At 69.6% G+C, this 19,148-nt stretch carries 21 protein-coding genes; 10 read left to right on the top strand and 11 right to left on the bottom strand.

Annotated elements, in window-relative coordinates; all coding sequences use genetic code 11:
- Positions 1 to 122: 122 nt before the first annotated feature.
- The 3 genes from MTS1_RS09420 to MTS1_RS09410 form a co-directional block, all read right to left on the bottom strand.
- Entirely contained in the window at positions 123 to 614 is a 492-nt protein-coding gene (locus MTS1_RS09420) for a GNAT family N-acetyltransferase (protein WP_023953386.1), read from the bottom strand.
- A gap of 174 nt (positions 615 to 788) precedes the next feature.
- Positions 789 to 1,460 (bottom strand): HAD hydrolase-like protein, encoded by a 672-nt coding sequence (locus tag MTS1_RS09415; RefSeq protein WP_023953384.1) that lies wholly within the window; start codon positions 1,458 to 1,460, stop codon positions 789 to 791.
- Positions 1,461 to 1,555: 95 nt separating this feature from the next.
- On the bottom strand, positions 1,556 to 2,155 hold the full coding sequence (locus MTS1_RS09410) for a TetR/AcrR family transcriptional regulator (protein WP_052007659.1): 600 nt from the start codon (positions 2,153 to 2,155) through the stop codon (positions 1,556 to 1,558).
- A 90-nt stretch (positions 2,156 to 2,245) separates the two neighbouring features.
- Between MTS1_RS09410 and MTS1_RS09405 the strand changes: the two genes are divergently transcribed.
- Entirely contained in the window at positions 2,246 to 3,118 is an 873-nt protein-coding gene (locus MTS1_RS09405) for an aldo/keto reductase (RefSeq protein ID WP_023953381.1), read from the top strand.
- Between the two features lie 27 nt (positions 3,119 to 3,145).
- Here MTS1_RS09405 and nucS read toward each other — a convergent pair whose 3' ends face one another.
- Genes nucS through MTS1_RS09390 form a run of 3 tightly spaced genes read right to left on the bottom strand, consistent with a single transcriptional unit; the run spans position 3,146 to position 5,203 of the window.
- A complete protein-coding gene (gene nucS, locus MTS1_RS09400) occupies positions 3,146 to 3,844 on the bottom strand; it encodes an endonuclease NucS (protein WP_023953380.1) in 699 nt (232 codons plus the stop codon).
- A 16-nt stretch (positions 3,845 to 3,860) separates the two neighbouring features.
- The gene (locus MTS1_RS09395) at positions 3,861 to 4,439 is read right to left on the bottom strand and encodes a GNAT family N-acetyltransferase (protein WP_036304723.1); all 579 of its coding nucleotides are present in this window, start codon (positions 4,437 to 4,439) and stop codon (positions 3,861 to 3,863) included.
- A gap of 47 nt (positions 4,440 to 4,486) precedes the next feature.
- Positions 4,487 to 5,203 carry a CPBP family intramembrane glutamic endopeptidase gene (locus MTS1_RS09390; protein WP_023953379.1) on the bottom strand — a complete coding sequence of 239 codons (717 nt, stop codon included), beginning with the start codon at positions 5,201 to 5,203 and terminating at the stop codon, positions 4,487 to 4,489.
- A 64-nt stretch (positions 5,204 to 5,267) separates the two neighbouring features.
- Here MTS1_RS09390 and MTS1_RS16080 point away from each other — a divergent pair, with 64 nt between their 5' ends.
- Complete coding sequence (locus MTS1_RS16080; protein WP_144083383.1) at positions 5,268 to 5,858, top strand: TetR/AcrR family transcriptional regulator; 591 nt, start codon at positions 5,268 to 5,270, stop codon at positions 5,856 to 5,858.
- Between the two features lie 265 nt (positions 5,859 to 6,123).
- Here the strand turns inward: MTS1_RS16080 and MTS1_RS09380 are convergent, their stop codons facing one another.
- Complete coding sequence (locus tag MTS1_RS09380) at positions 6,124 to 7,383, bottom strand: MFS transporter (protein WP_052007655.1); 1,260 nt, start codon at positions 7,381 to 7,383, stop codon at positions 6,124 to 6,126.
- A gap of 56 nt (positions 7,384 to 7,439) precedes the next feature.
- On the opposite strand from MTS1_RS09380, the gene MTS1_RS09375 reads away from it, so the two are divergent.
- The 7 genes from MTS1_RS09375 (at position 7,440) to mnhG (ending at position 14,745) form a co-directional block, all read left to right on the top strand.
- Positions 7,440 to 8,498: a LacI family DNA-binding transcriptional regulator gene (locus tag MTS1_RS09375; protein ID WP_023953377.1), complete on the top strand. Its 1,059-nt coding sequence runs from the start codon at positions 7,440 to 7,442 to the stop codon at positions 8,496 to 8,498.
- 72 nt (positions 8,499 to 8,570) lie between these two features.
- Positions 8,571 to 11,483: a Na+/H+ antiporter subunit A gene (locus MTS1_RS09370; protein ID WP_023953376.1), complete on the top strand. Its 2,913-nt coding sequence runs from the start codon at positions 8,571 to 8,573 to the stop codon at positions 11,481 to 11,483.
- On the top strand, positions 11,480 to 12,001 hold the full coding sequence (locus MTS1_RS09365; RefSeq protein WP_023953374.1) for a Na(+)/H(+) antiporter subunit C: 522 nt from the start codon (positions 11,480 to 11,482) through the stop codon (positions 11,999 to 12,001). Before MTS1_RS09370 ends, MTS1_RS09365 begins: the two co-directional genes overlap by 4 nt.
- Complete coding sequence (locus tag MTS1_RS09360; RefSeq protein ID WP_023953372.1) at positions 11,998 to 13,563, top strand: Na+/H+ antiporter subunit D; 1,566 nt, start codon at positions 11,998 to 12,000, stop codon at positions 13,561 to 13,563. The genes MTS1_RS09365 and MTS1_RS09360 overlap by 4 nt, the downstream gene beginning before the upstream one ends.
- Positions 13,564 to 13,565: 2 nt before the next feature.
- A complete protein-coding gene (locus MTS1_RS09355; RefSeq protein ID WP_052007652.1) occupies positions 13,566 to 14,129 on the top strand; it encodes a Na+/H+ antiporter subunit E in 564 nt (187 codons plus the stop codon).
- Positions 14,126 to 14,398, top strand: coding sequence for a monovalent cation/H+ antiporter complex subunit F (locus tag MTS1_RS09350; RefSeq protein ID WP_023953368.1), 273 nt, complete (start codon positions 14,126 to 14,128; stop codon positions 14,396 to 14,398). The genes MTS1_RS09355 and MTS1_RS09350 overlap by 4 nt, the downstream gene beginning before the upstream one ends.
- The gene (gene mnhG / locus MTS1_RS09345) at positions 14,395 to 14,745 is read left to right on the top strand and encodes a monovalent cation/H(+) antiporter subunit G (RefSeq protein ID WP_023953366.1); all 351 of its coding nucleotides are present in this window, start codon (positions 14,395 to 14,397) and stop codon (positions 14,743 to 14,745) included. The genes MTS1_RS09350 and mnhG overlap by 4 nt, the downstream gene beginning before the upstream one ends.
- A gap of 14 nt (positions 14,746 to 14,759) precedes the next feature.
- Here the strand turns inward: mnhG and MTS1_RS09340 are convergent, their stop codons facing one another.
- Together MTS1_RS09340 and MTS1_RS09335 are read right to left on the bottom strand one after the other, a co-directional pair.
- Positions 14,760 to 15,344 (bottom strand): TetR/AcrR family transcriptional regulator, encoded by a 585-nt coding sequence (locus MTS1_RS09340; RefSeq protein ID WP_023953364.1) that lies wholly within the window; start codon positions 15,342 to 15,344, stop codon positions 14,760 to 14,762.
- A gap of 7 nt (positions 15,345 to 15,351) precedes the next feature.
- The gene (locus MTS1_RS09335; RefSeq protein WP_023953362.1) at positions 15,352 to 15,891 is read right to left on the bottom strand and encodes a hypothetical protein; all 540 of its coding nucleotides are present in this window, start codon (positions 15,889 to 15,891) and stop codon (positions 15,352 to 15,354) included.
- A 108-nt stretch (positions 15,892 to 15,999) separates the two neighbouring features.
- Here MTS1_RS09335 and MTS1_RS09330 point away from each other — a divergent pair, with 108 nt between their 5' ends.
- Entirely contained in the window at positions 16,000 to 17,298 is a 1,299-nt protein-coding gene (locus MTS1_RS09330) for a PP2C family protein-serine/threonine phosphatase (RefSeq protein WP_023953360.1), read from the top strand.
- Between the two features lie 15 nt (positions 17,299 to 17,313).
- Here the strand turns inward: MTS1_RS09330 and MTS1_RS09325 are convergent, their stop codons facing one another.
- Together MTS1_RS09325 and MTS1_RS09320 are read right to left on the bottom strand one after the other, a co-directional pair.
- The gene (locus MTS1_RS09325) at positions 17,314 to 18,327 is read right to left on the bottom strand and encodes a glycoside hydrolase family 6 protein (RefSeq protein WP_023953359.1); all 1,014 of its coding nucleotides are present in this window, start codon (positions 18,325 to 18,327) and stop codon (positions 17,314 to 17,316) included.
- A gap of 55 nt (positions 18,328 to 18,382) precedes the next feature.
- Positions 18,383 to 19,123 carry an alpha/beta fold hydrolase gene (locus tag MTS1_RS09320; RefSeq protein WP_023953357.1) on the bottom strand — a complete coding sequence of 247 codons (741 nt, stop codon included), beginning with the start codon at positions 19,121 to 19,123 and terminating at the stop codon, positions 18,383 to 18,385.
- Positions 19,124 to 19,148: the final 25 nt, after the last annotated feature.

Raw genomic sequence — 19,148 nt, 5'->3', positions numbered from 1 at the left:
CTCGAAGCTGCTCTTCGAAGCTGCCGCCGCCGACTCGCTGCCCACAACACGAGAGCAGCAGGCGAGAACTTCAGCGTCCTTCTCGAAGTCCAGCCGGGCTGGTGGCCTGTAGCGAAGTTCGGTCAGATCCCGTCGAGCGTGGGCGGGAGGGCGAACACGAGTTCGTCGATCTCGGCGCCACGCGCGGGGGCGTAGGCGCGCTGCCGCCGGATCTCGCTGAAGCCGTTCTTGGTGAGGACGGCGATGGATGCCGCGTTGTCGGCGGCGACCCGCGCGTAGAGCGGACGCTCGGCCTCACGGGCGACAAGCAGGCGCAGGGCGGCGGACGCGACACCGCGGCCCCGCGCGTTTCGGGTGATCCAGAAAGTGACCTCGCGGTCTCCGTCCACGGTGAAGGCCGCGGCGGTGCCGGCGAAGCCGCCGTCATCGGTCACGACGAACATCGAGACCCGGTCGTCGGCGCGGTGGCGCTCGAGCCAGGCGTCGAACGCTGCCCGGTCCGAGGGGTCGTCGGCGGTGAACGCGGCCTGGGCGACGGCATCCGGGTCGCGCATCATCTCGAAGACGGCATCCGCGTCGTCATCGTCGAAGGGGCGGAGATCCACATGAGTCACACCGGCACGCTACGCGGATGAAATCCGTCTCATTTATGGGTATCGGTGCGCGGCGAAGATCAGTACGCTTATCCCGTCACGCATCGCGTGACGTATCCGGGGGGATCCGTCGACGCCCGGGCGCTGCATTTCTGGCACGCAGCCCGGGCGTCGAATGGGGGAGTGCCCCGACGCTCAGCCGGCAGGGAGCAGCTGCCTACGCAGCTCGTCGATGTCGGCCGCCACGGCGATCGCGCCGTTCGCCTCGTCGGGGGTGCTGAAGCCCCACGACACGAAGATGACGGGCACGTCGTTCGCGGCGCCGCCCTCGACGTCGTGGTGGCGATCTCCGATGAGAACGGGTCGCGACACGTCGATGCCGTCGGCCGCCAGGCGTCGGAGAGCCTCCGCCACGATGTCCGACTTCGAGCTGAGCGTCTTCTCGTCGCTCGTGGCCCCGACGATCTCGCGCAGCCGCGGAGCGAGGCCGAAGTGCTCCATGAGCGCCCGCACCTGGATCTCGGGCTTCGAGCTCGCCGTCGACTGCGGCACGCCGGCCTCATCCAGCTCGACCATGAGGTCGGCGACGCCGGGATAGAGGCGAGCACCGGTCGTGTAACCGTCGGCCTTGCCGAGCACGCGGTAGAACGACACCGCCTCGGTCGCCTTCTCGGGCGTCATCCCGAGGTTCGTCTGGAACGACTCGTGCATCGGCGGACCGATCCAGTGGATGAGCTCCTCACGCGTCGGCGCGGGGTGGCCGAAGTGCTCGAGCGTGATGGTGAGGCGGCGGAGGATGCCTTCGGACGCATCGACGACTGTGCCGTCGATGTCCCACAGCACGCAGGAGAACGGCGATCGGGTCATAGGTCCCACCCTATGTGCGCGATGACACGGAGTACGGCGTGAGGGCGCCGTCGGCCATCTCCAGCACGCGGTCGCAGTGTCGTGCCGACAGGCTGTCACCTACGAGGGACAAGTTCACATGCGCCGTGCACGCTTCCATCGAGAACCCCGATGACGCTGGCGATCACGTCGTCGGCGTCGACCCCGTGCTCCACGAGCTGCATGCCGGCGGTGATGACGCCCTGAACGAGGGCCGCACGGGTTGCGGCATCCGGGATTCCCAGCTCCTCGAGGAGGTGACGCAACGGCGCCGTGAGTGCGTCGTGCATCGCCATGATCGCCTCGACGTTCCTCGGCGAGATGTCGGTCTGCTGAAGCCCCGTTGCGAGCGTGTGCTTGCCGTCGGCCGTCATCCGGATCGTCGCGGTGACGTAGGCGTGCAAGCGATCACGCCCCGGCCCGGCGGCATCCATCGCGGCCTCGAGCTCCGCACCCCACTCCTCGAACGCCTGCATCGCGATCGCGGCGAGGAGGTCGTCCTTCGATGGGAAGTACTCGTAGAAGCTCGACCGGGAGAGGCCGGCCCTTTCGCACACGGAACGCGGGGTGATGGCGGCGACGCCGGCCTCGGCGATGATCGCCTTCGCCGAGGCGAGGAGGGTTCCGTGTTGAGCGACGCGGTGTTCTGCGACGGTCGCAGCGGTGATCTTCGGCACCGCCCCATTATGGGTCTCGCTCATGAGGCCCGCCGGGGTGGCTATGCGGGTGGCGGGAATGTCTCGCGGCTCCCGCGCGCTGACATCCTCATGACGACATCCAGCACGTCCTCAGCCCACGCTTCCGGCACCTTCCGCATCGGCGGCGACCTCGAGGTCAACCGCCTCGGCTACGGCACGATGCAGCTCACCGGCCCCGGCGTCTGGGGTCCGCCGAAGGATCACGACGAGGCGATCCGCGTGCTCAAGCGCGCCGTCGAGCTCGGCGTGAACTTCTTCGACACCGCCGACTCGTACGGACCCTACGTCGCCGAGGAGCTCCTCAAGGAGGCGCTGCACCCCTACGGCGACGACGTCGTGATCGCGACGAAGGCCGGACTCACGCGCACTGGGCCCAACGAGTGGCCGCCGCTCGGGCGCCCCGAGTACCTGCGCCAGGAAGCCGAGATGAGCCTCCGCCGTCTCGGACTCGACCGCATCGACCTCTTTCAGCTCCACCGCATCGACCCGCAGGTTCCCCTCGAAGACCAGGTCGGCGAGCTGAAGAAGCTGCAGGACGAGGGCAAGATCCGCCACATCGGACTCTCCGAGGTCACCGTCGATGAGGTGAAGGCCGCGCAGCAGATCGCGACGATCGTCTCGGTGCAGAATCTCTACAACCTGCAGAAGCGGGATGCCGAGGAGCTCCTCGACTGGTCGACGGAGCAGGGCATCGGCTTCATCCCGTGGTTCCCGCTCGCGACCGGCGGCCTGACCGGTGCCGACTCGCCGCTCAGCGAGCTCGCTGAGCGCAAGCAGGCATCCCCCGCCCAGATCGCCCTCGCGTGGCTGCTCAAGCGCTCGCCGGTCATGCTGCCGATCCCCGGCACCTCGAGCGTCGCGCACCTCGAGGACAACCTCCGCGGCGCCGAGATCGAGCTGACCGACGACGAGTTCGAGGAGCTGTCGAAGCTCGGTTCCTGACGGGTTCGTGGTCGCGGGCGCGCCGCGTCAGAACAGGCGCGGTGCGCCCGACTCGATGCCCTTCATGGCGTCGTAGTCGAGCGTGACACAGCGGATGCCGCGGTCTGTAGCGAGCACTTTCGCCTGCGGCTTGATCTCCTGTGCGGCGAACACACCCGACACGGGCGCGAGGTGCGGGTCACGGCCGAGCAGCTTGAGGTAGCGCGTGAGCTGCTCGACGCCGTCGATGTCGCCGCGGCGCTTGACCTCGACGGCGATCGTGCCGCCCGCGGGATCGCGCAGCAGCAGGTCGACCGGGCCGATCGCGGTCGGGAACTCGCGTCGGACGAGCGTCAGGTCCTCGCCGATGACCTCGACCTGCTCGGCGAGCAGCCGCTGCAGGTCGGCTTCGACGCCGTCCTTGATGAGACCGGGGTCGACGCCGAGCTCGTGCGACGAGTCGTGGATCATCTCGTAGATGCGCACGACGAGGGTGTCGCCCGACTTCGCGTGGGTCACCCGCCACTGCTCGACGACCTGCTCCTCGACATCCGGGTCGTCCTCGGGCGTCTCGACCGTGAGCGTGCACGGCGGACTCATCCAGTTGAGTGGCTTGTACGACCCGCCGTCGGAGTGCACGAGCAGGCTGCCGTCGCCTTTGTGCACCAGCAGCCGAGTAGCCAGCGGAAGGTGAGCATTGAGGCGCCCCGTGTACTGAACGGAGCAGCGGGCGATGACCAGACGCACCCGTCGAGCCTAAGCGCTATCGCTGGGCGGCGTCGGCCTCGGCGTCGGTGTCGGCATCGGCGACGGAGAGCTCGTAGATGATCTCCCGGCCGTCCTCGTCATCCCACTGCTCGCCGCGCTCGACGAACCCGTAACCGTCGATGAGCGCTCGTGACGCGACGTTGTCAGGGCTGATCGTCGCGCGCACCGTGCGCACATCGGGGTGGGTGCGGGCGACGTCCAGGAGTATCTCGAGAGCCTGCCGCGCATATCCCCGGCGTCGCAGCTCGGGGTCTACGCGGTAGCCGACCTCGACCATTCCGCCCTCATCAGGCGGGCCGTGGAAGCCGGCCACTCCGACGGCGACGTAGCGCTGGGGATCGATGATGAGCCGGGTGATCCACGGAGCGTCACCAGGCGCGTTCCCGACCTGTGCGCTGCGGTGCCGCCAGAGCCAGTCACATTCCGGGCCTGTGAGGAACGGGTTGGCGTAGATCGGGTCGAGGTTCGCCGTGTCCCCTGCCCCGAGGGCATGGAGAACCTGCTCGGGGATCATGTCGAGGTGGACGCCGGTGTCGGATGCCGGGAGATGCCAGGGCTGTGTGGAGATCGTCATCGCGGATGATCCTGGCAGAGTGCGGGCGCGGGCGCGCGCCCGCGTGTTCAGCCGATATGCGCGGCGACGGTCGGGATGAGAATCGGCGCGTTCACGGCTGCGTGAAGCACCATGCAGGCGACGAGATTGCGGCGCCAGAGGTACAGCACGTAGATCGCCACGGTTCCGCTCGCGTGGTAGAGCAGCCACTCGGGTCCGAAGGTGAACAGATGTGGCACGACGAAGAACGGAAGCGTCGTGGCGACCGCGACCCAGCGTCGCCCGGTGAGCTCGGTCAATCGTTCGAGGGGATAGCCGCGGAACAGGATCTCTTCGCAGATCGCGGCACTGAGGATCATCGCGACGACCACCAGGATCGGGAGCGCCGCGATGGTGGCGGAGCCGGTGCCGGGTGCGTTCTGCGGACGGATGAGCTGCGCGAGCCAGCTCCAGGCCATGGCGCCACCGAAGAAGATGAGCGCCCACTCGAGGTCTTTGCCGGTCGGCCGCACGAAGCGCAGAGACGACAGCCCGCGCCGCTCGACACCGAACACCCACGCGAGGACGAGCGCCGTCGCGAGCCAGTTCCAGAAGATCGAGGCCGCCGGTCCCGCGAGCCCGATCGCCGCGAGCGGGGGGCGCGGGTCGGCTCCCGCGGCGCGAAGCACCTCCGGTAGCCACATCGGTGACCACGCGAGACCGATGCCCACGAGCGCGGTCGTCCAGGCGAGCGCGCGGGGGCGGGGCGATTGCGGTGCCGCGACGGGGTTCGATTCAGGTTCCACGAAAGCAGATTAGCTGCTCTAGAGTGGGCACTCTAGTAACGATCGGCGGGTTATCGTGGCTCCCGTGCCACGCCGACGCGATCCAGAACGCTTCGAAGAGCGACGTTCGGCGATCTTGGATGCCGCGGCGGCCGAGTTCGCCGCATCCGGATACGCGGCCGCCACCACTGCGTCGATCCACCGTCGCGCGGGCGTGTCGTCGGGCACGCTGTTCCACTACTTCCCGACGAAGCTCGACCTCCTGGTCGGAGTGCTCGAGGCCGGGCGCTCCGAGACGGAACGGGCGCTGGCCGAGATCACTGAGCGGGCAGCGGGTATGGATGCCGTTCTGGCCTATGCCGCCCACGTCGAGACCGAGCTCGCCGACGAGCTGTACCCCGGTCTCGTCCGGGCGATCGGCGACGTCGAACGGCTCGAGCCCGTCCGCGAAGCGCTCGCCGCCGAGACCGCGGCGATCGACGACTTCCTCACGCAACACCTCGCGCAGGCTCTCGATGCAGACCCGGCGAGGTGCACCGGCCAGGCTCGCGCGATCCGCTGGCTCTTCGACGGAGCCGCAGCCGACGCGGTCGCAGCGCCGGTCCCGGCCGGATCTCTCGTCGACGCGGTCCGCGCCCTGCTTCGCGGCATGGGGGTGCCGCTGCCGCGGTTCTGAGCTACCGCGCCGGCATCTGCCGGTTGTCCGGTCGTCAGGCTCACCTGCCGTTGAAGCCCCGCGGGCCGTCAGCGAGCACGGTTGAGCCTGTCGACCGGACGGGATCGGCTCGGCTCACACGACCCCGACTCGTCCGCCAGGCCATCTGCCCCCGCCCGCTTCACCGCTCCGCCGAGGTCCCAGTTGGGCGGGGAATGGCGGCGGGATACCCGGCCAAACTGGGACCTCGCGGCGCGGTGAAGCGGCGCGGACCTCGCGCGACGGGTCAGTGGCGCCCCGCGCCGACCTTGGCCCCGGGCAGCGGCTTCGCGGCGGACGAGGCGAGACCGGATGCCGCAACGAGCACCACCAGGATGAACAGCGTCGGCAGCAGGCCGATGTGGTCGCTGATGAAGCCGAGGACCGGCGGCCCGCACAGGAACGCGACGTAGCCGATCGTCGCGGCGGCACTGACGCGCGCGGCCGCGCGGGCGGGGTCGTCGGCGGCGGCCGACATCCCGAGCGGGAAGCCGAGCGACGCCCCGATGCCCCACAGCGCCGCGCCGACGAAGACGAGCGGCAGGTTCGGGGCGAGGATGAACAGCAGGATGCCAGCTGTCGCGGCGACGGCGAGCACGCGCAGCGTCGCGACGCGGCCGAAGCGGTCGACGAGGGGTCCGCCGAAGACGCGCACCACGGTCATCGACACGCTGAAGACGGTGAGGGCCGCAGCGCCGATGGCGGCGGTTCCGCCCTCGTGCTCGACCACGCCGAGCGCGAGCCAGTCGTTCGCACCGCCTTCGGCGAAGGCCATGCCGAGCATGATGATGCCGAGCGTGTAGGTCCGCGGCTCGCGCCAGGCCGAAAGCGACACGGCAAGGCGCTGACGCCAGCCGGGCGCGGGACCGTCGGCGGGCGTCGCCTCGGGGGCCGCGGAATCGGCGGCGACGGCGTCGGTGACCGCCCGGCGGGGGACGTTCGCGATCGCGACGATCGCAAGCACCACGATGAGGGCGGCGATGGTGACGGCGTGGATCGCGACGCCGATCCGCAGGCCCGCGGCGATGGCGCCGAGCCCCGCGCCGATCACGGTTCCGAAGCTGAAGAAGGCGTGGAACAGGGGCAGGATCGTCTTACCCGACTGCGTCTCGATGGCGGCACCGTCGACGTTCATCATGACGTCGAGGCATCCGTTGCCGAATCCGAACAGCGCGAGCCCGACGATGAGCATCGCGTACGAGTGGAAGAAACCGCTGCCGAGCCCGAGGATCGCGAGGCCGATCGACAGCGTGATCAGCACCCCGAACATGCCGGTGCGGGTGCCGAGCCGGGCGATGATGACGGAGCTCGCGGAGAGCCCGAGGATCGAGGCGATCCCCATCGCGAGCAACGCCAGTCCGATCTCGCGGTTCTCGATGCCGAGGTCTTCTTTGATCGTGGGAACGCGCGCCGCCCAGGTGGCGATGCTCAGGCCGCTCGCGGCGAAGATCGCGAAGACGGCGTTGCGCCAGCGCAGGTAGACGGAACGGGAGAGCACATCGGTCACCGGGTCAGCGTACCGAATCGATTCGACGTCGCACGACAGCCAGGTACGATCGGGGCGTGAATGCTCGTCGGCCCACCATCTCGGATGTCGCACACGCGGCCGGGGTCTCGCCGTCGACGGCATCCGTCGTCTTCAGTGGCAAGACGCCCGTGAGCGAGGCGACCCGGGCGAAGGTCCTCGCGGCCGCAGCCGAGCTCGGATACCTTGGGCCGGACCCGCGCGCGGCGTCGCTCCGACGCGGACGCAGCGGCATCATCGGCGTCGTCAGCGGAGGGCGACTCGGCAGCGTCTTCGGCGACCCCGTCATGCGCACGACGATGGATGCGCTCGCCGATGCGGTCGCTCCCATCGGTGCGGGCCTGCTGCTGCTGCGCGAAGGCAGCGTCGTCGCGGGCGAGCCGACCCTCATGACGGCTCCCATCGACGCCGCCGTGCTGATCGGATGCAGCGCGCTGCTGCGCGATCACCTCGCAAGCGTGCGCGCCCGCGGCATCCCGGTCGTCGTCATCGAGGGCGACGGGGGAGAGGGGGTGCCCCGCATCGCGCTCGACAACCGCGAGGCGCAGCGTCTGGCCGCCGAGCACGTCCGCGATCTCGGGCACACGAACGTCGTCGCGGTGACGATGCCGGTGCGGTGGGGGTCGGAGTCGGGCTGGCTGTCGCGCGACGACGAGAGCACCACCTCGGTCGACGTGGTGGCCGACCGGCTCGCCGGATTCCGCGACGTGTTCCCGGATGCCGCGGCCTACGCCGCTGTCGACAGCTCGATCGACGCCGGCGCCGCGGTCGGCCGCGCCCTGTTCGCGGGTGACGGCCCTCGGCCGACCGCGATCGTCGCGCAGAGCGACCTGCTCGCCGTCGGCGTGCTGCGCGCGGCGGAGGAAGCCGGACTGCGGGTGCCCGACGATGTGAGCATCACCGGCTTCGACGGCATCGTCGTCGACGGCCTGGCGCCCTACGAGCTGACCACTCTGGTGCAGCCCGCGTGGCAGAAGGGGCGCGCCGCCGGCGAGGCGGTCGCTGCGCTGCTCGGCGGCGACACGCCCGACTCGCAGTGGTTCACCAGTACGTTCCGCATCGGGAACACGACGGGGCCCGTCGCCGCCGAATCTTAGATCCCGGGGCGCAGGACCGTCATCCTGTCGGTAAGATGGATGACACGACCCCCCACGCCCAGAGGAGGCCTGTTGCTGATCTTCCTCGGTGCGTTCGCGGTTCTTCCGTTGGTTCTGCCGTGGTTGATCAAGCGGATCGGCGCCCGCGCATTCTTCGTCGCAGCCCTGCTGCCCATCGCCGCGTTCGTCGATGCGGCCCGCCGCGCTCCTGAGGTTCTGAGCGGTGGCATTCCGTTCGAGTCATACGCCTGGATCCCCCAGCTCGACATCGCGCTGTCGATGCGGATGGACACCCTCGCGTGGATCATGACGCTCATCGTCACGGGCGTCGGTGCGCTCGTGATGATCTACTGCCGCTGGTACTTCGACGGCAAGAAGGTCGGCGTCGGGCAGTTCGCTGCCGTGCTGCTGGCCTTCGCCGGTGCCATGTACGGCCTCGTCCTGACCGACGACATCGTCGTGCTGGTGATGTTCTGGGAGATCACGAGCGTCCTGTCGTATCTCCTGATCGGGTTCTACAACGCCCGCGGTGCGAGCCGGCGCGCGGCTCTGCAGGCTCTGCTCGTCACGACCCTCGGCGGGCTCGTGATGCTCATCGGCGTCGTCATGCTGGTCGTGCTGTACGGCACGACGAGCCTGAGCACGATCGTCGCATCACCGGCCCCCGACGGCGCGCTGCTGAACGTCGCCATCGCGCTGACCCTCGTCGGCGCCCTGAGCAAGTCGGCGATCTTCCCCTTCCACTTCTGGCTTCCGGGCGCGATGGCCGCACCCACACCGGTGAGCGCGTACCTGCACGCGGCCGCGATGGTGAAGGCGGGCATCTACCTGATCGCCCGCCTCGCCCCCGCTTTCGCCCACGAGGATCCGTGGCGCCCGATGGTCATCGGACTCGGCGTCTTCACGATGCTGCTCGGCGGATTGCAGGCGCTGCGCGAATCCGACCTCAAGCGCATCCTCGCCTTCGGCACCGTCAGCCAGCTCGGCATGCTGACGGTCGTGCTGGGCTACGGAGAGCGCAACTCCGCTCTCGCGGGTCTGGCCCTGCTCGTCGGCCACGCGCTCTTCAAGTCATCGCTCTTCCTCGTGGTCGGCGTCATCGACCGACAGCTGTCCACTCGCGACATCCGTGAGCTCTCCGGGGTGGGCCGGCAGGCGCCGACGCTCGCGGTCTTCTCGATCATCGCGATCGGTTCGATGGTGGGCCTCGCGCCCACCGTCGGCTTCGTCGCGAAAGAGGCGGCGCTCTCGTCGTTGCTCGAGGGAGGCACCGATCCCGAAGCCCTCGCGCCTCTCATCGGAATCGTGCTCGGGTCGCTCCTGACCACCGCCTACGGCGCCCGCTTCGTGTGGGGGGCGTTCTTCACGAAAAAGGATGCCGCGGGCGAGACTCTGCCCCGTACCGAGTGGCCCGACCCGCCCATCGGTTTCCTCGCGGCCCCGGTGCTGCTGAGCGGCCTGACCATCGTCGGCGGTGTCGCGGCACCCCTGCTCGACGTCGCATTCTCGGGTTACGCCGACACGATGCCCGAGGTGGCCGGCGCCGACGGCTACGAGTACCACCTGGCTCTGTGGCACGGTCTCGAGCCGGCGCTGTTCCTCTCGATCGGCAGCATCCTCGCCGGTCTGGTGCTGTTCTGGTTCGTCGGCCGGCGCGACGGCACGCAGCGTCGCTGGCTTCCCTTCACAGCGGTCGACGCCTACAACGGGACGGTCCGTGCGATCGTGCGGACCTCGGTCTGGACGACGTCGCTGACCCAGCGCGGGTCGCTCCCGGTCTACGTCGGAACGATCTTCGTCGTCTTCGTCGCGGCCGAGGGCACTGCACTCATCGCGCACGGAGGCTGGCAGGCAGACCTGGCCGCGTGGCACTCGCCGATGCAGGTCTTCGTCGCACCGATCATGATCATCGCGGGCATCATCGCGGTGCGCGCGCGGAAGCGTTACACGGGCGTCGTGCTCGTGTCGGTGACCGGGCTCGGCATGGTCGCGCTCTTCGCCTCGGCAGGTGCGCCCGATCTCGCCCTGACGCAGATCCTCGTCGAGACCGTGACGCTCATCGCCTTCGCGCTGGTGCTGCGCCGCATCCCGTCGCGGATGGGCGACCACAATGCCTCGGTCTGGCCGATCGGGCGCGCGCTGCTCGGAATCGGCGTCGGCGCGACGATGGCGCTCGTGGCGATCGTCGCGACCAGCGCCCGCGTCGCCGAGCCGATCTCGACCGCGTTCCCCGACCTCGCCTACGAGATCGGCCACGGCAAGAACGTCGTCAACGTGACCCTCGTCGACCTGCGCGGCTGGGACACGATGGGCGAGCTGTCGGTGCTCATCCTCGCGGCGACGGGCGTGGCCTCGCTCGTCTTCGTCACCCACCGTTCCGACACGCTCTCGCGGGCGATCTCGTCGCTGCCGACCGGCGCGCTCCGCACCCGGCGCCCGCTCGTCGAGACGGCGGAGGGCCCGCGTCCGCGTGCCGGCTCGGGCTCGTCTCGGCAGGCCTGGCTCGTGGGCGGGCAGAAGCTCCGGCCCGAGACGCGCTCGATCATGCTCGAGGTGATCGTCCGCATCCTGTTCCACACGATCATCGTCGTCTCGCTCTACCTGCTGTTCGCCGGCCACAACCTGCCGGGCGGCGGCTTCGCCGGCGGACTCGTCGCGGGCATGGCGCTCGTCATGCGCTACGTCGCGGGCGGCCCGTACGAGCTCGGTGCGGCGGCTCCCGCGGATGCCGGGCGGCTGCTGGGCGTCGGGATGGCGCTCGCCGTCGGCACGGCGGTCGTCCCCCTCTTCTTCGGGGCACCAGCTCTCACCAGCACGTTCTGGGAAGCGGAACTGCCGGTCCTCGGCCATGTCGAGTTCGTCACCTCGACGATCTTCGACGTCGGCGTGTATCTCGTGGTGATCGGTCTCGTCCTCGACGTGCTCCGCTCGCTGGGCGCTGAAGTCGACCGCCAGCGCAAGGAGCGAGAGGAGCTCGCCCGATGAACGTCTCGCTGATCCTCATCATCGTCATGGGTGTCCTGTTCGCCGCCGGCGTCTACGCGATGCTCGAGCGCAGCCTGACGCGCGTGCTCATCGGGTTCCTGCTGCTCGGCAACGCGGCCAACCTGTTCCTCCTCGTCGTCATGGGGGCGCCCGGCGTCGCGCCGTTCTACGGCTCCGCCGACGACCCTTCGGAGTTCAGCGACCCGCTGCCGCAGGCCCTGACGCTCACGGCGATCGTCATCACCTTCGCGGTGTCGGCGTTCCTGCTGGCCCTGATCTACCGTTCCTGGCAGCTCGGTCAGGCCGACACGGTCGAGGACGACGAGGCCGACCTCGCCGTGCGTGATCGTGTCGCCGAAGACGACGAGGCGATGGAGCAGGAGATCACCGACGAGGACGACGACGCCACGACCGACTTCGTCGGCGATCAGACCTCGCCCATCACCGTGCTGCACTCGCGCGACTTCGACGCGCTGCGCGACGACGCGCCCACCGATCGCCCCGGAGGAGACCGATGAGCGCCCTGGTTCCCCTCCTCGTGACGCTGCCCCTGCTGGGGGCCGCGATCGCCCTCATCTTCGGTCGCCGCCGCCGCATCCAGGTCGGGGTCTCGATCGTCACGCTCACCGCGACGCTCGTGATCGCGGCGGTGCTCCTGAACGCCATCAACGCCACCGGCGTGCCGATCGCGGTCTCGGTCGGCGGCTGGCCGATCCCCTTCGGCATCGTGCTCTACGTCGACCGGCTGGCCGCGCTGCTGGTCGTCGTCTCGAGCGTCGTCCTGCTCGCGGTTCTGCTCTTCTCGGTCGGCCAGGGCGCCGCCGACGGTGACGACGAGACGCCGGTCTCGATCTTCCACCCGTCGTACCTCATCCTCTCGGCGGGCATCTTCAACGCCTTCATCGCGGGCGACCTGTTCAACCTGTACGTCGGGTTCGAGATCCTGCTCGTTGCGTCGTACGTGCTCATCACCCTCGGCTCGACCGAGTCGCGCATCCGCACGGGCGTCGTCTACATCGTCGTCTCGCTCGTGTCGTCGATTCTGTTCCTGTCGGCGATCGCGGCGATCTACGGCGCGCTCGGCACCGTCAACATGGTGCAGCTCTCGCAGCGGATGACGGAGCTGCCCCAGGAGACGCAGCTCGTCCTGCACCTGCTGCTGCTGCTCGCGTTCAGCATCAAGGCCGCCGTCTTCCCGCTGTCGTTCTGGCTGCCCGATTCGTATCCGACGGCCCCCGCTCCTGTCACCGCGGTGTTCGCGGGTCTGCTGACGAAGGTCGGCGTGTACGCGATCATCCGCACCGAGACGGAGATCTTCCAGGACAACGATGTCAATACGCTGCTGCTGATCGTGGCGCTGGCGACGATGATCGTCGGGGTGCTCGGCGCCGTGGCGCAGGCCGAGCTCAAACGCATCCTGTCGTTCACGCTGGTGAGCCATATCGGCTACATGATCTTCGGCCTCGCGATCGCGACGCCGGCGGCCGTCGGGGCCACGATCTACTACATCGTCCACCACATCGTCGTTCAGACGACCCTCTTCCTCGCGGTGGGGCTCGTGGAGCGACGCGCGGGGTCGACCTCCATCCTGAAGGTCAAGGGCCTCATGCGGGCCGCACCGCTGCTGGCCGTGCTCTACTTCATCCCGGCGATCAACCTCGGGGGGCTCCCGCCCTTCTCGGGCTTCATCGGCAAATACGCGCTCTTCGACGCGGCCGCCGACGAGGGCACCCCGCTGATGTACGTGCTGATCGTCGCGGGCATCATCACCTCGCTCCTCACCCTCTACGCCCTGATGCGCGCGTGGAACCTCTCGTTCTGGCGGGAGAAGGACGAGGTCGGCGAGGGTGAGAGCGAGACCGACTCGCGCATCGCCTACCTCGGGGATGCCGAGGGGGCCGACGTCCAGACCGAGAAGCGCGTCATCCCGCGCATCATGACGACCGCGACGGCCGGAATGGTCGCGGTGACCGTGGCGCTGACCGTCTTCGCCGGGCCCCTGTACGACCTGTGCGCCGCCATCGGAGAATCGCTCCTGCAGCCGGTCACGATCAGTCAGCTCGAGCAGGAGGTGCAGTGATGATGGGCGAGGCGAAGCGCAATGCCGCGACCGCGCTCTGGCGACAGCTGCCGTTCTTCGTCTGGCTGGTCGCGCTGTGGATGCTGCTGTGGGGTCAGTTCACCGTGCTCGCGGCGCTGACGGGGATCGTGGTGGCCCTCTTCGTGACGCGCGTATTCCGGCTGCCGCCGGTCGAGCTGTCGGGTCGGGTCAACATCTGGTGGGGCGTCGTCTTCTTCCTCGAGTTCCTCCTCTCGCTCGTCAAGGGATCGCTGCTGGTCGCCTGGCAGGTCATCGATCCGCGCCGTCAGCCGGGCGCTGCGATCATCGCTGTGCCGCTGCGTACCGACGACGACCTGATCATGACGCACGTCGCGGTGACGGCATCCCTCATCCCCGGCTCGCTGATCATCGACATCGACCGCGATCGCCGCATCCTGTACGTGCACGCCATCGGCATCCGCACGCAGGAGCAGCTCGAGCACCAGCGGCGCGAGATCCAGCACTGGGAGGAGCGCATCGTGCGTGCAGTCGGCTCGAAGGAGCAGGCGCACCAGCTCTCGGACCTGCGGAGGGAGCGCTCATGACCTGGCTCATCGTCGTCATCTCGGTCGTCTTCGCCGTCTCGGCGCTGCTCACGCTGTGGCGCATCATCGTCGGCCCGTCGATCCTCGACCGCGCCGTCGCCTCCGACGTGCTGCTGACGCTCGTCATCTGCGCGCTCGGCGCCGAGATGGCGATCAACCATCACACCCGCACCTTGCCCGTGCTGCTGATCGTCGCCGCGGTCGGCGTGTTCGGTTCGATCTCGATCGCGCGCTTCGTCGCGCGGAAGGACAACACGGACGCATCATGACCATCACCGACGTCATCGCCCTCGTGCTCGTCCTCATCGGGGCGCTGCTGTGCCTCACGGCGGCGATCGGCTTGCTGCGTTTCCGCGACGTGCCGACCCGCCTTCACGCCGCCACGAAGCCGCAGGTGCTCGGCTTCATCCTGATCTGCATCGCGGTCGGCGTCTCGCTGCACTCGTGGCCGGTCGTCGCCTTCCTCGTCCCCGTCGCGCTCATCCAGCTGGCGACGGCTCCTCTGTCGGCGCACATGGTGGGGCGGCAGGCATACCGGAACAAGACCCTCGACCGCGATTCGCTCTTCGTCGACGAGTTCGCCGACGCTCCTGCGCCGAGCGACACCCGCGACTGAGGCGCGAAGAAGCGCTAGCCGGCGAGCGAGTCGAGGTGGCGCGCGAGCACCTCATCGGCGTTGACGACGGTGTCGATCGACGAGGTCCAGATGAGGTGCAGCGCCAGCCCGTCGAGGAGCGCGTGCAGTCGCTCCGTCTCGAGGACCGGGTCGAGGTGAGACGCGAGCTCTCCCGCGGCCGCGAGCTCCTCCACGGCGGCGGCACAGACCCGATGGACGCCGTCGTGCAGGTCGCGGGCGTGGCCTCGTAAGCCGTCATCGGTGAGTGCGAGCCGGGTCAGTTGGAGCTGAACGAGGAGCTCGGTACGCCGGGAATCGTCGAGCGGCAGCAGCTCACGCATCCAGCGCATCGCGCGTTCGCGGCCCTGGCCGGTCACGGCGAGCAGGCGGGTCGTGACGTCCTGTTGCAGTCGCTCCAAGCAGAATCGGCGCAGCTCATCCTGCGTGGAGAACGCGCGACGAAGGGATGCGGTCGCGATCCCCGCCTCGTCCGCCACCCGCCGTACCGACAGTGCCGCGACCCCGTCGCGGGCGAGCACTCGGAACGCGGCCGCAGCGATCTCGTCGTTGCGGTGGTCGTGGTCGATCAGGCGGGGCATGCCAACATCATCCCGCAGCGACGGGAGCCCGCTTGGGCCAGAGGGAGTAGCTGATCGCCCAGAGCAGGTCGATCCCGACGATCACCCCGAGAATGGGGAAGAACCCGAGCAGCTCCGAGGTGCGGTCCGCGTCGCCGACGACGACGATGAGCCCGCCCAGGATCGAGGCAGCGATCGCCGCCGCGAGCAGTGTGCGCGGGACGTCCTTCCAGCAGGCGACGGCATACGCCGCGCCGTACAGCGCGGGGCGTGGGGCCGCGCCCCGGAAATGTGTGGCGACCTTCGCGTCGGCCCAGGCGATCATCCGGTGCCCGTACGCGACGGAGATGCCGATGTAGAGCGCGGCGAGGCCGTGGTGCCAGGAGGCCGTCCCGCCGCCGATCAGGTCCGCTGCGACGAGCAGGAGCAGGAGCAGGTCGATCAGCGGCGCTGCGAGGAGCAGCATCGCACCGAGTCGGGGGCGGTTGAGGGCGTAGCGGGCGACGAGGCCGGCGACGATCGCGACCCAGAACCCCACCTCGCAGGCGATGATCGCGGCCAGAATCATGATCGAGTCCTCTCGAGTCGACGAATGCGCCGATGTTAGCACGCGTGTGCTATCAAAAAGGCATGGCTCCGCGCCCCGAAGCGGGCGGGAGTCGTATTGACTGGAGGCATGACGCACGCCCCGCCTGACACCCGGGTCTCCCCGGCGGAGACGACGCCCGTGGTCGTGGCGACAGGACACCGATCATGGGAGAACCTCGCGCGGCAGGCGATCGTCGCCACCGTCGTCGTCGGAGCGGCCATCGCGAGTGCGGCCGTGCCCTGGCTCCCCGTGACGGACGCGACGAGGATGTGGCAGGGAGCCGCTCTCGCGGTGGTGCTGCTGGTCCTGGGCGCTCTGATGGCGCGGTGGCCGGTGCTGCGGCGCGCGGAGCTGATCATCCCGATCGGCGACTTCGTCGCGATCGGCTTGCTGCGCTTCGGCACGGGCGACACGCAGTCCGTGTTCCTTGCGATCGTCGTGCTCCCGGTGATCTGGATCGCCGCCGGGCCCGGGCGCTGGCGCATCCTCGTCCCCCTCGTCGGCGTCTGCGTCACGCTGCTGCTGCCGCTCGTGCTGGCGCCCGGTCAGGTACTCACGGTGAGCGAGTTCGTCCGGCTGATCATCGCCGTGCTCGTCTACGCGGCAGCGGGCGCCGTCGTCAACGAGCTGTCGCGCCGCTCGCTGCAGAAGCTCACGGCGTCGCAATGGCACCGGCGCCTGGCCGAGGCCGAGGTTTCGCAGGCCGCCGTGGTGCAGCGGTCGTTGCAGCCGGTCGACGGCTCGGACCTCCCGCCGCGCTTCCGCGTCGCGGGGGTCTGCGTGCCGGCCCGGACGGTCGGCGGCGATTTCTACGACTGGTACGCCACGCCCGACGGCGGCACAGCCTTCACTCTTGGCGACGTCATGGGCAAGGGTGTCGGCCCCGGGATGATCGCCGCAGCCGTCCGCACGGTCATCCGCAGCAACGTCGACGATCCCGACCCCGCCGCGGCTCTGCGGCGCGCCGCCGTCGGCCTGAACACGGGTCCCACCGACACGATCGGCACCCAGTTCACGACGTGCTTCCATGCGCGGATCAGCCCGGATGGGATGCTGCGCTGGGCCGATGCCGGGCATGGCCTCACGATCGTCCGGAGCGCCGACGGCACGAGCTTCTTCCTGCGTTCGGGACAGCTCCCCATCGGTGTCGGCACCGGCTGGACCAGTGACGAGGTCGCACTGCGGCCCGGTGACAGTGTCATCAGCGTCAGCGACGGCGTCCTCGACCTCTTCGGCGGATCGCTGGACTCGATCGACCGCTACCGCGACTTCGTCACCGGTCGGGACGACATCGACGCCGTCGTCAGCGAACTCGCCGCTCGTGCCGCACAGAGCGAGCAGGAGGACGACGTCACGGTGATCGCGGTCACCTGGGGCATCGCCTGAGCTTGCCGACGGCGCTCAGAACGCGCGGTTGCGCACCAGCTCGAGGGCGGCTTTCTCGTACCAGCTGCCCGCGGCGGGCCCGCCGTTGCAGGTCCCGTCGCTCTCTCCGGGACGCTTGACCCAGAGCAGGGCGTCGAGCCCGGAGCCGTCCGTGCCGATGCTCGGCGGGGTACCGAGGCCCACCCCGGTCGGGTTGCACCACGTTCCCTGCCATCCGCGGCCGTTGCGCGAGGTGTCGATGACGTACCGCGGGGCACCGCCCAGAAGGGCGCGCAGGCGCTCCGCGTAGCGCTGCTCGTCGACCGTCGGCGAGAAGTTCGACACGTTGGTGGAGAACCCCCGGCCCTCGAGCACCCCGGCGTCGCGCAACCGCTGGGCCATCGTCTCGGGCGGCACCCAGTTCGCGTTTCCCGCGTCGACGTACGCGGCGACGCCGGCCGCGGTGAGGGCACGGACGGCGTCGCCGATCAGCGTCGCCCGCGGACCCTGGCCCTCGCAGTCGCCGAGCATCGCCAGGGCGTCGGGCTCGACGATGACGGCGGATGCCGTGCCGCGCAGCGTCTGCGCGATGAGCCGTGCCCACGCGCCGTAGCGGTCGACCGGGAGCCCACCCTGCGAGTAGGCGGAGCAGTCGCGGGCGGGGATCGCGTACATGACGAACGTCGCGACCTTGTTCTGCGCCGCCGCCGCCGCGGTCTCCGCCTGGAGCACCCGTACGAGCTCGGCGTCGCTGTACCACTCCCCGAGCCAGGTCGCGGTGGGTCGGCTCGCGATCACCTCGAAAGCGTCGGCCTCGGCCGTCCGGCCCTGAGCTCGCGCGTCCGACACCGCTTGGGCCGCGGCCGAATACGTCGGCAGCGCGGCTCCGCGCGCGAGTGGGTTCGGGCCGGAGCTCGCGCCGGCCGACGGGCCCGCGCCCCGCCGGGTCTGCTCGTGTGCGCTCGCCGGCGCGGCGTGGGCGATCCCGACGGTCACCGCGAGAGCGAGCACCGCCGTGATGGCCGAGAAGATCCGCAGAACGCTTCGCATGATCGACCACCCTCCAAGAACGATGTCCCGAGACTATCGGGATGCCGCGCGCTCGTCAGCGGCCCCGCGCGACCTCCCCCCGGATGATGTCGGCGAGCTCGCGCGGCCTGCTCCACATCGGCCAGTGGCCCGTGGGCAGGTCGACGACGTCGACGTGCCGAAGCCGCGTGACCTCGGCGAACATGGGATGACCGCTCTCGGCCATCCGAATGACCTGCGCGCCCGAGATCGAGCAGCACACCAGCGTGGTCGGCACGGCATGGCGCGCATCGTTCGTGAGGCGCACCGGTTCGCGCACCACCGGCGCGGGCTCGGCCATGGCGCGGTCGCGGAAGCGGTCGAGGTGGTCGGCGTCGAGCCCTGCGAGGCTCGCCTGCTGCCCGAGTTCGTCGAAGGGGGGCAGGGGAAGTTCGGAGACGGTCTCGGGCAGTCCTGGCGCGAACGCGGAGCCGCTCGCCATCGGGCCGGAATCGACCCATACGATGCGCCGGACGAGTTCGGGATGCCGGTCGACGACGATGCTCACCGGCCCGTTGGCGCCGCTGTGGGCGACGACGACCGCCGGGTCGGCGGGTGACGCACCGAGCGAGTCCAGCGTCTCGAGAATCGCGTCGACCTGGTCTTCGAGTGTGCGCGTCGCGTGCGCGGGGTCGTCGCCGTCGAGGCCCGGCAGGGTGAGCGCCTTCGTTCGAGCATCGGCGGGGGAGAGGTGGGCCAGGACGTCGTCCCAGGCCCATCCGCCCAGCCAGTGGCCGGGGACGAGGAGGAGCGGGGGAGAGGTGAGCTGATCGGTCATGACACCAGCATCCGCCGGGTGTTGG

It is taken from the genome of Microbacterium sp. TS-1 (assembly GCF_000509385.1).
GTDB lineage: Bacteria > Actinomycetota > Actinomycetes > Actinomycetales > Microbacteriaceae > Microbacterium > Microbacterium arborescens.
This window is presented reverse-complemented; position numbering and strand designations above follow the sequence as displayed.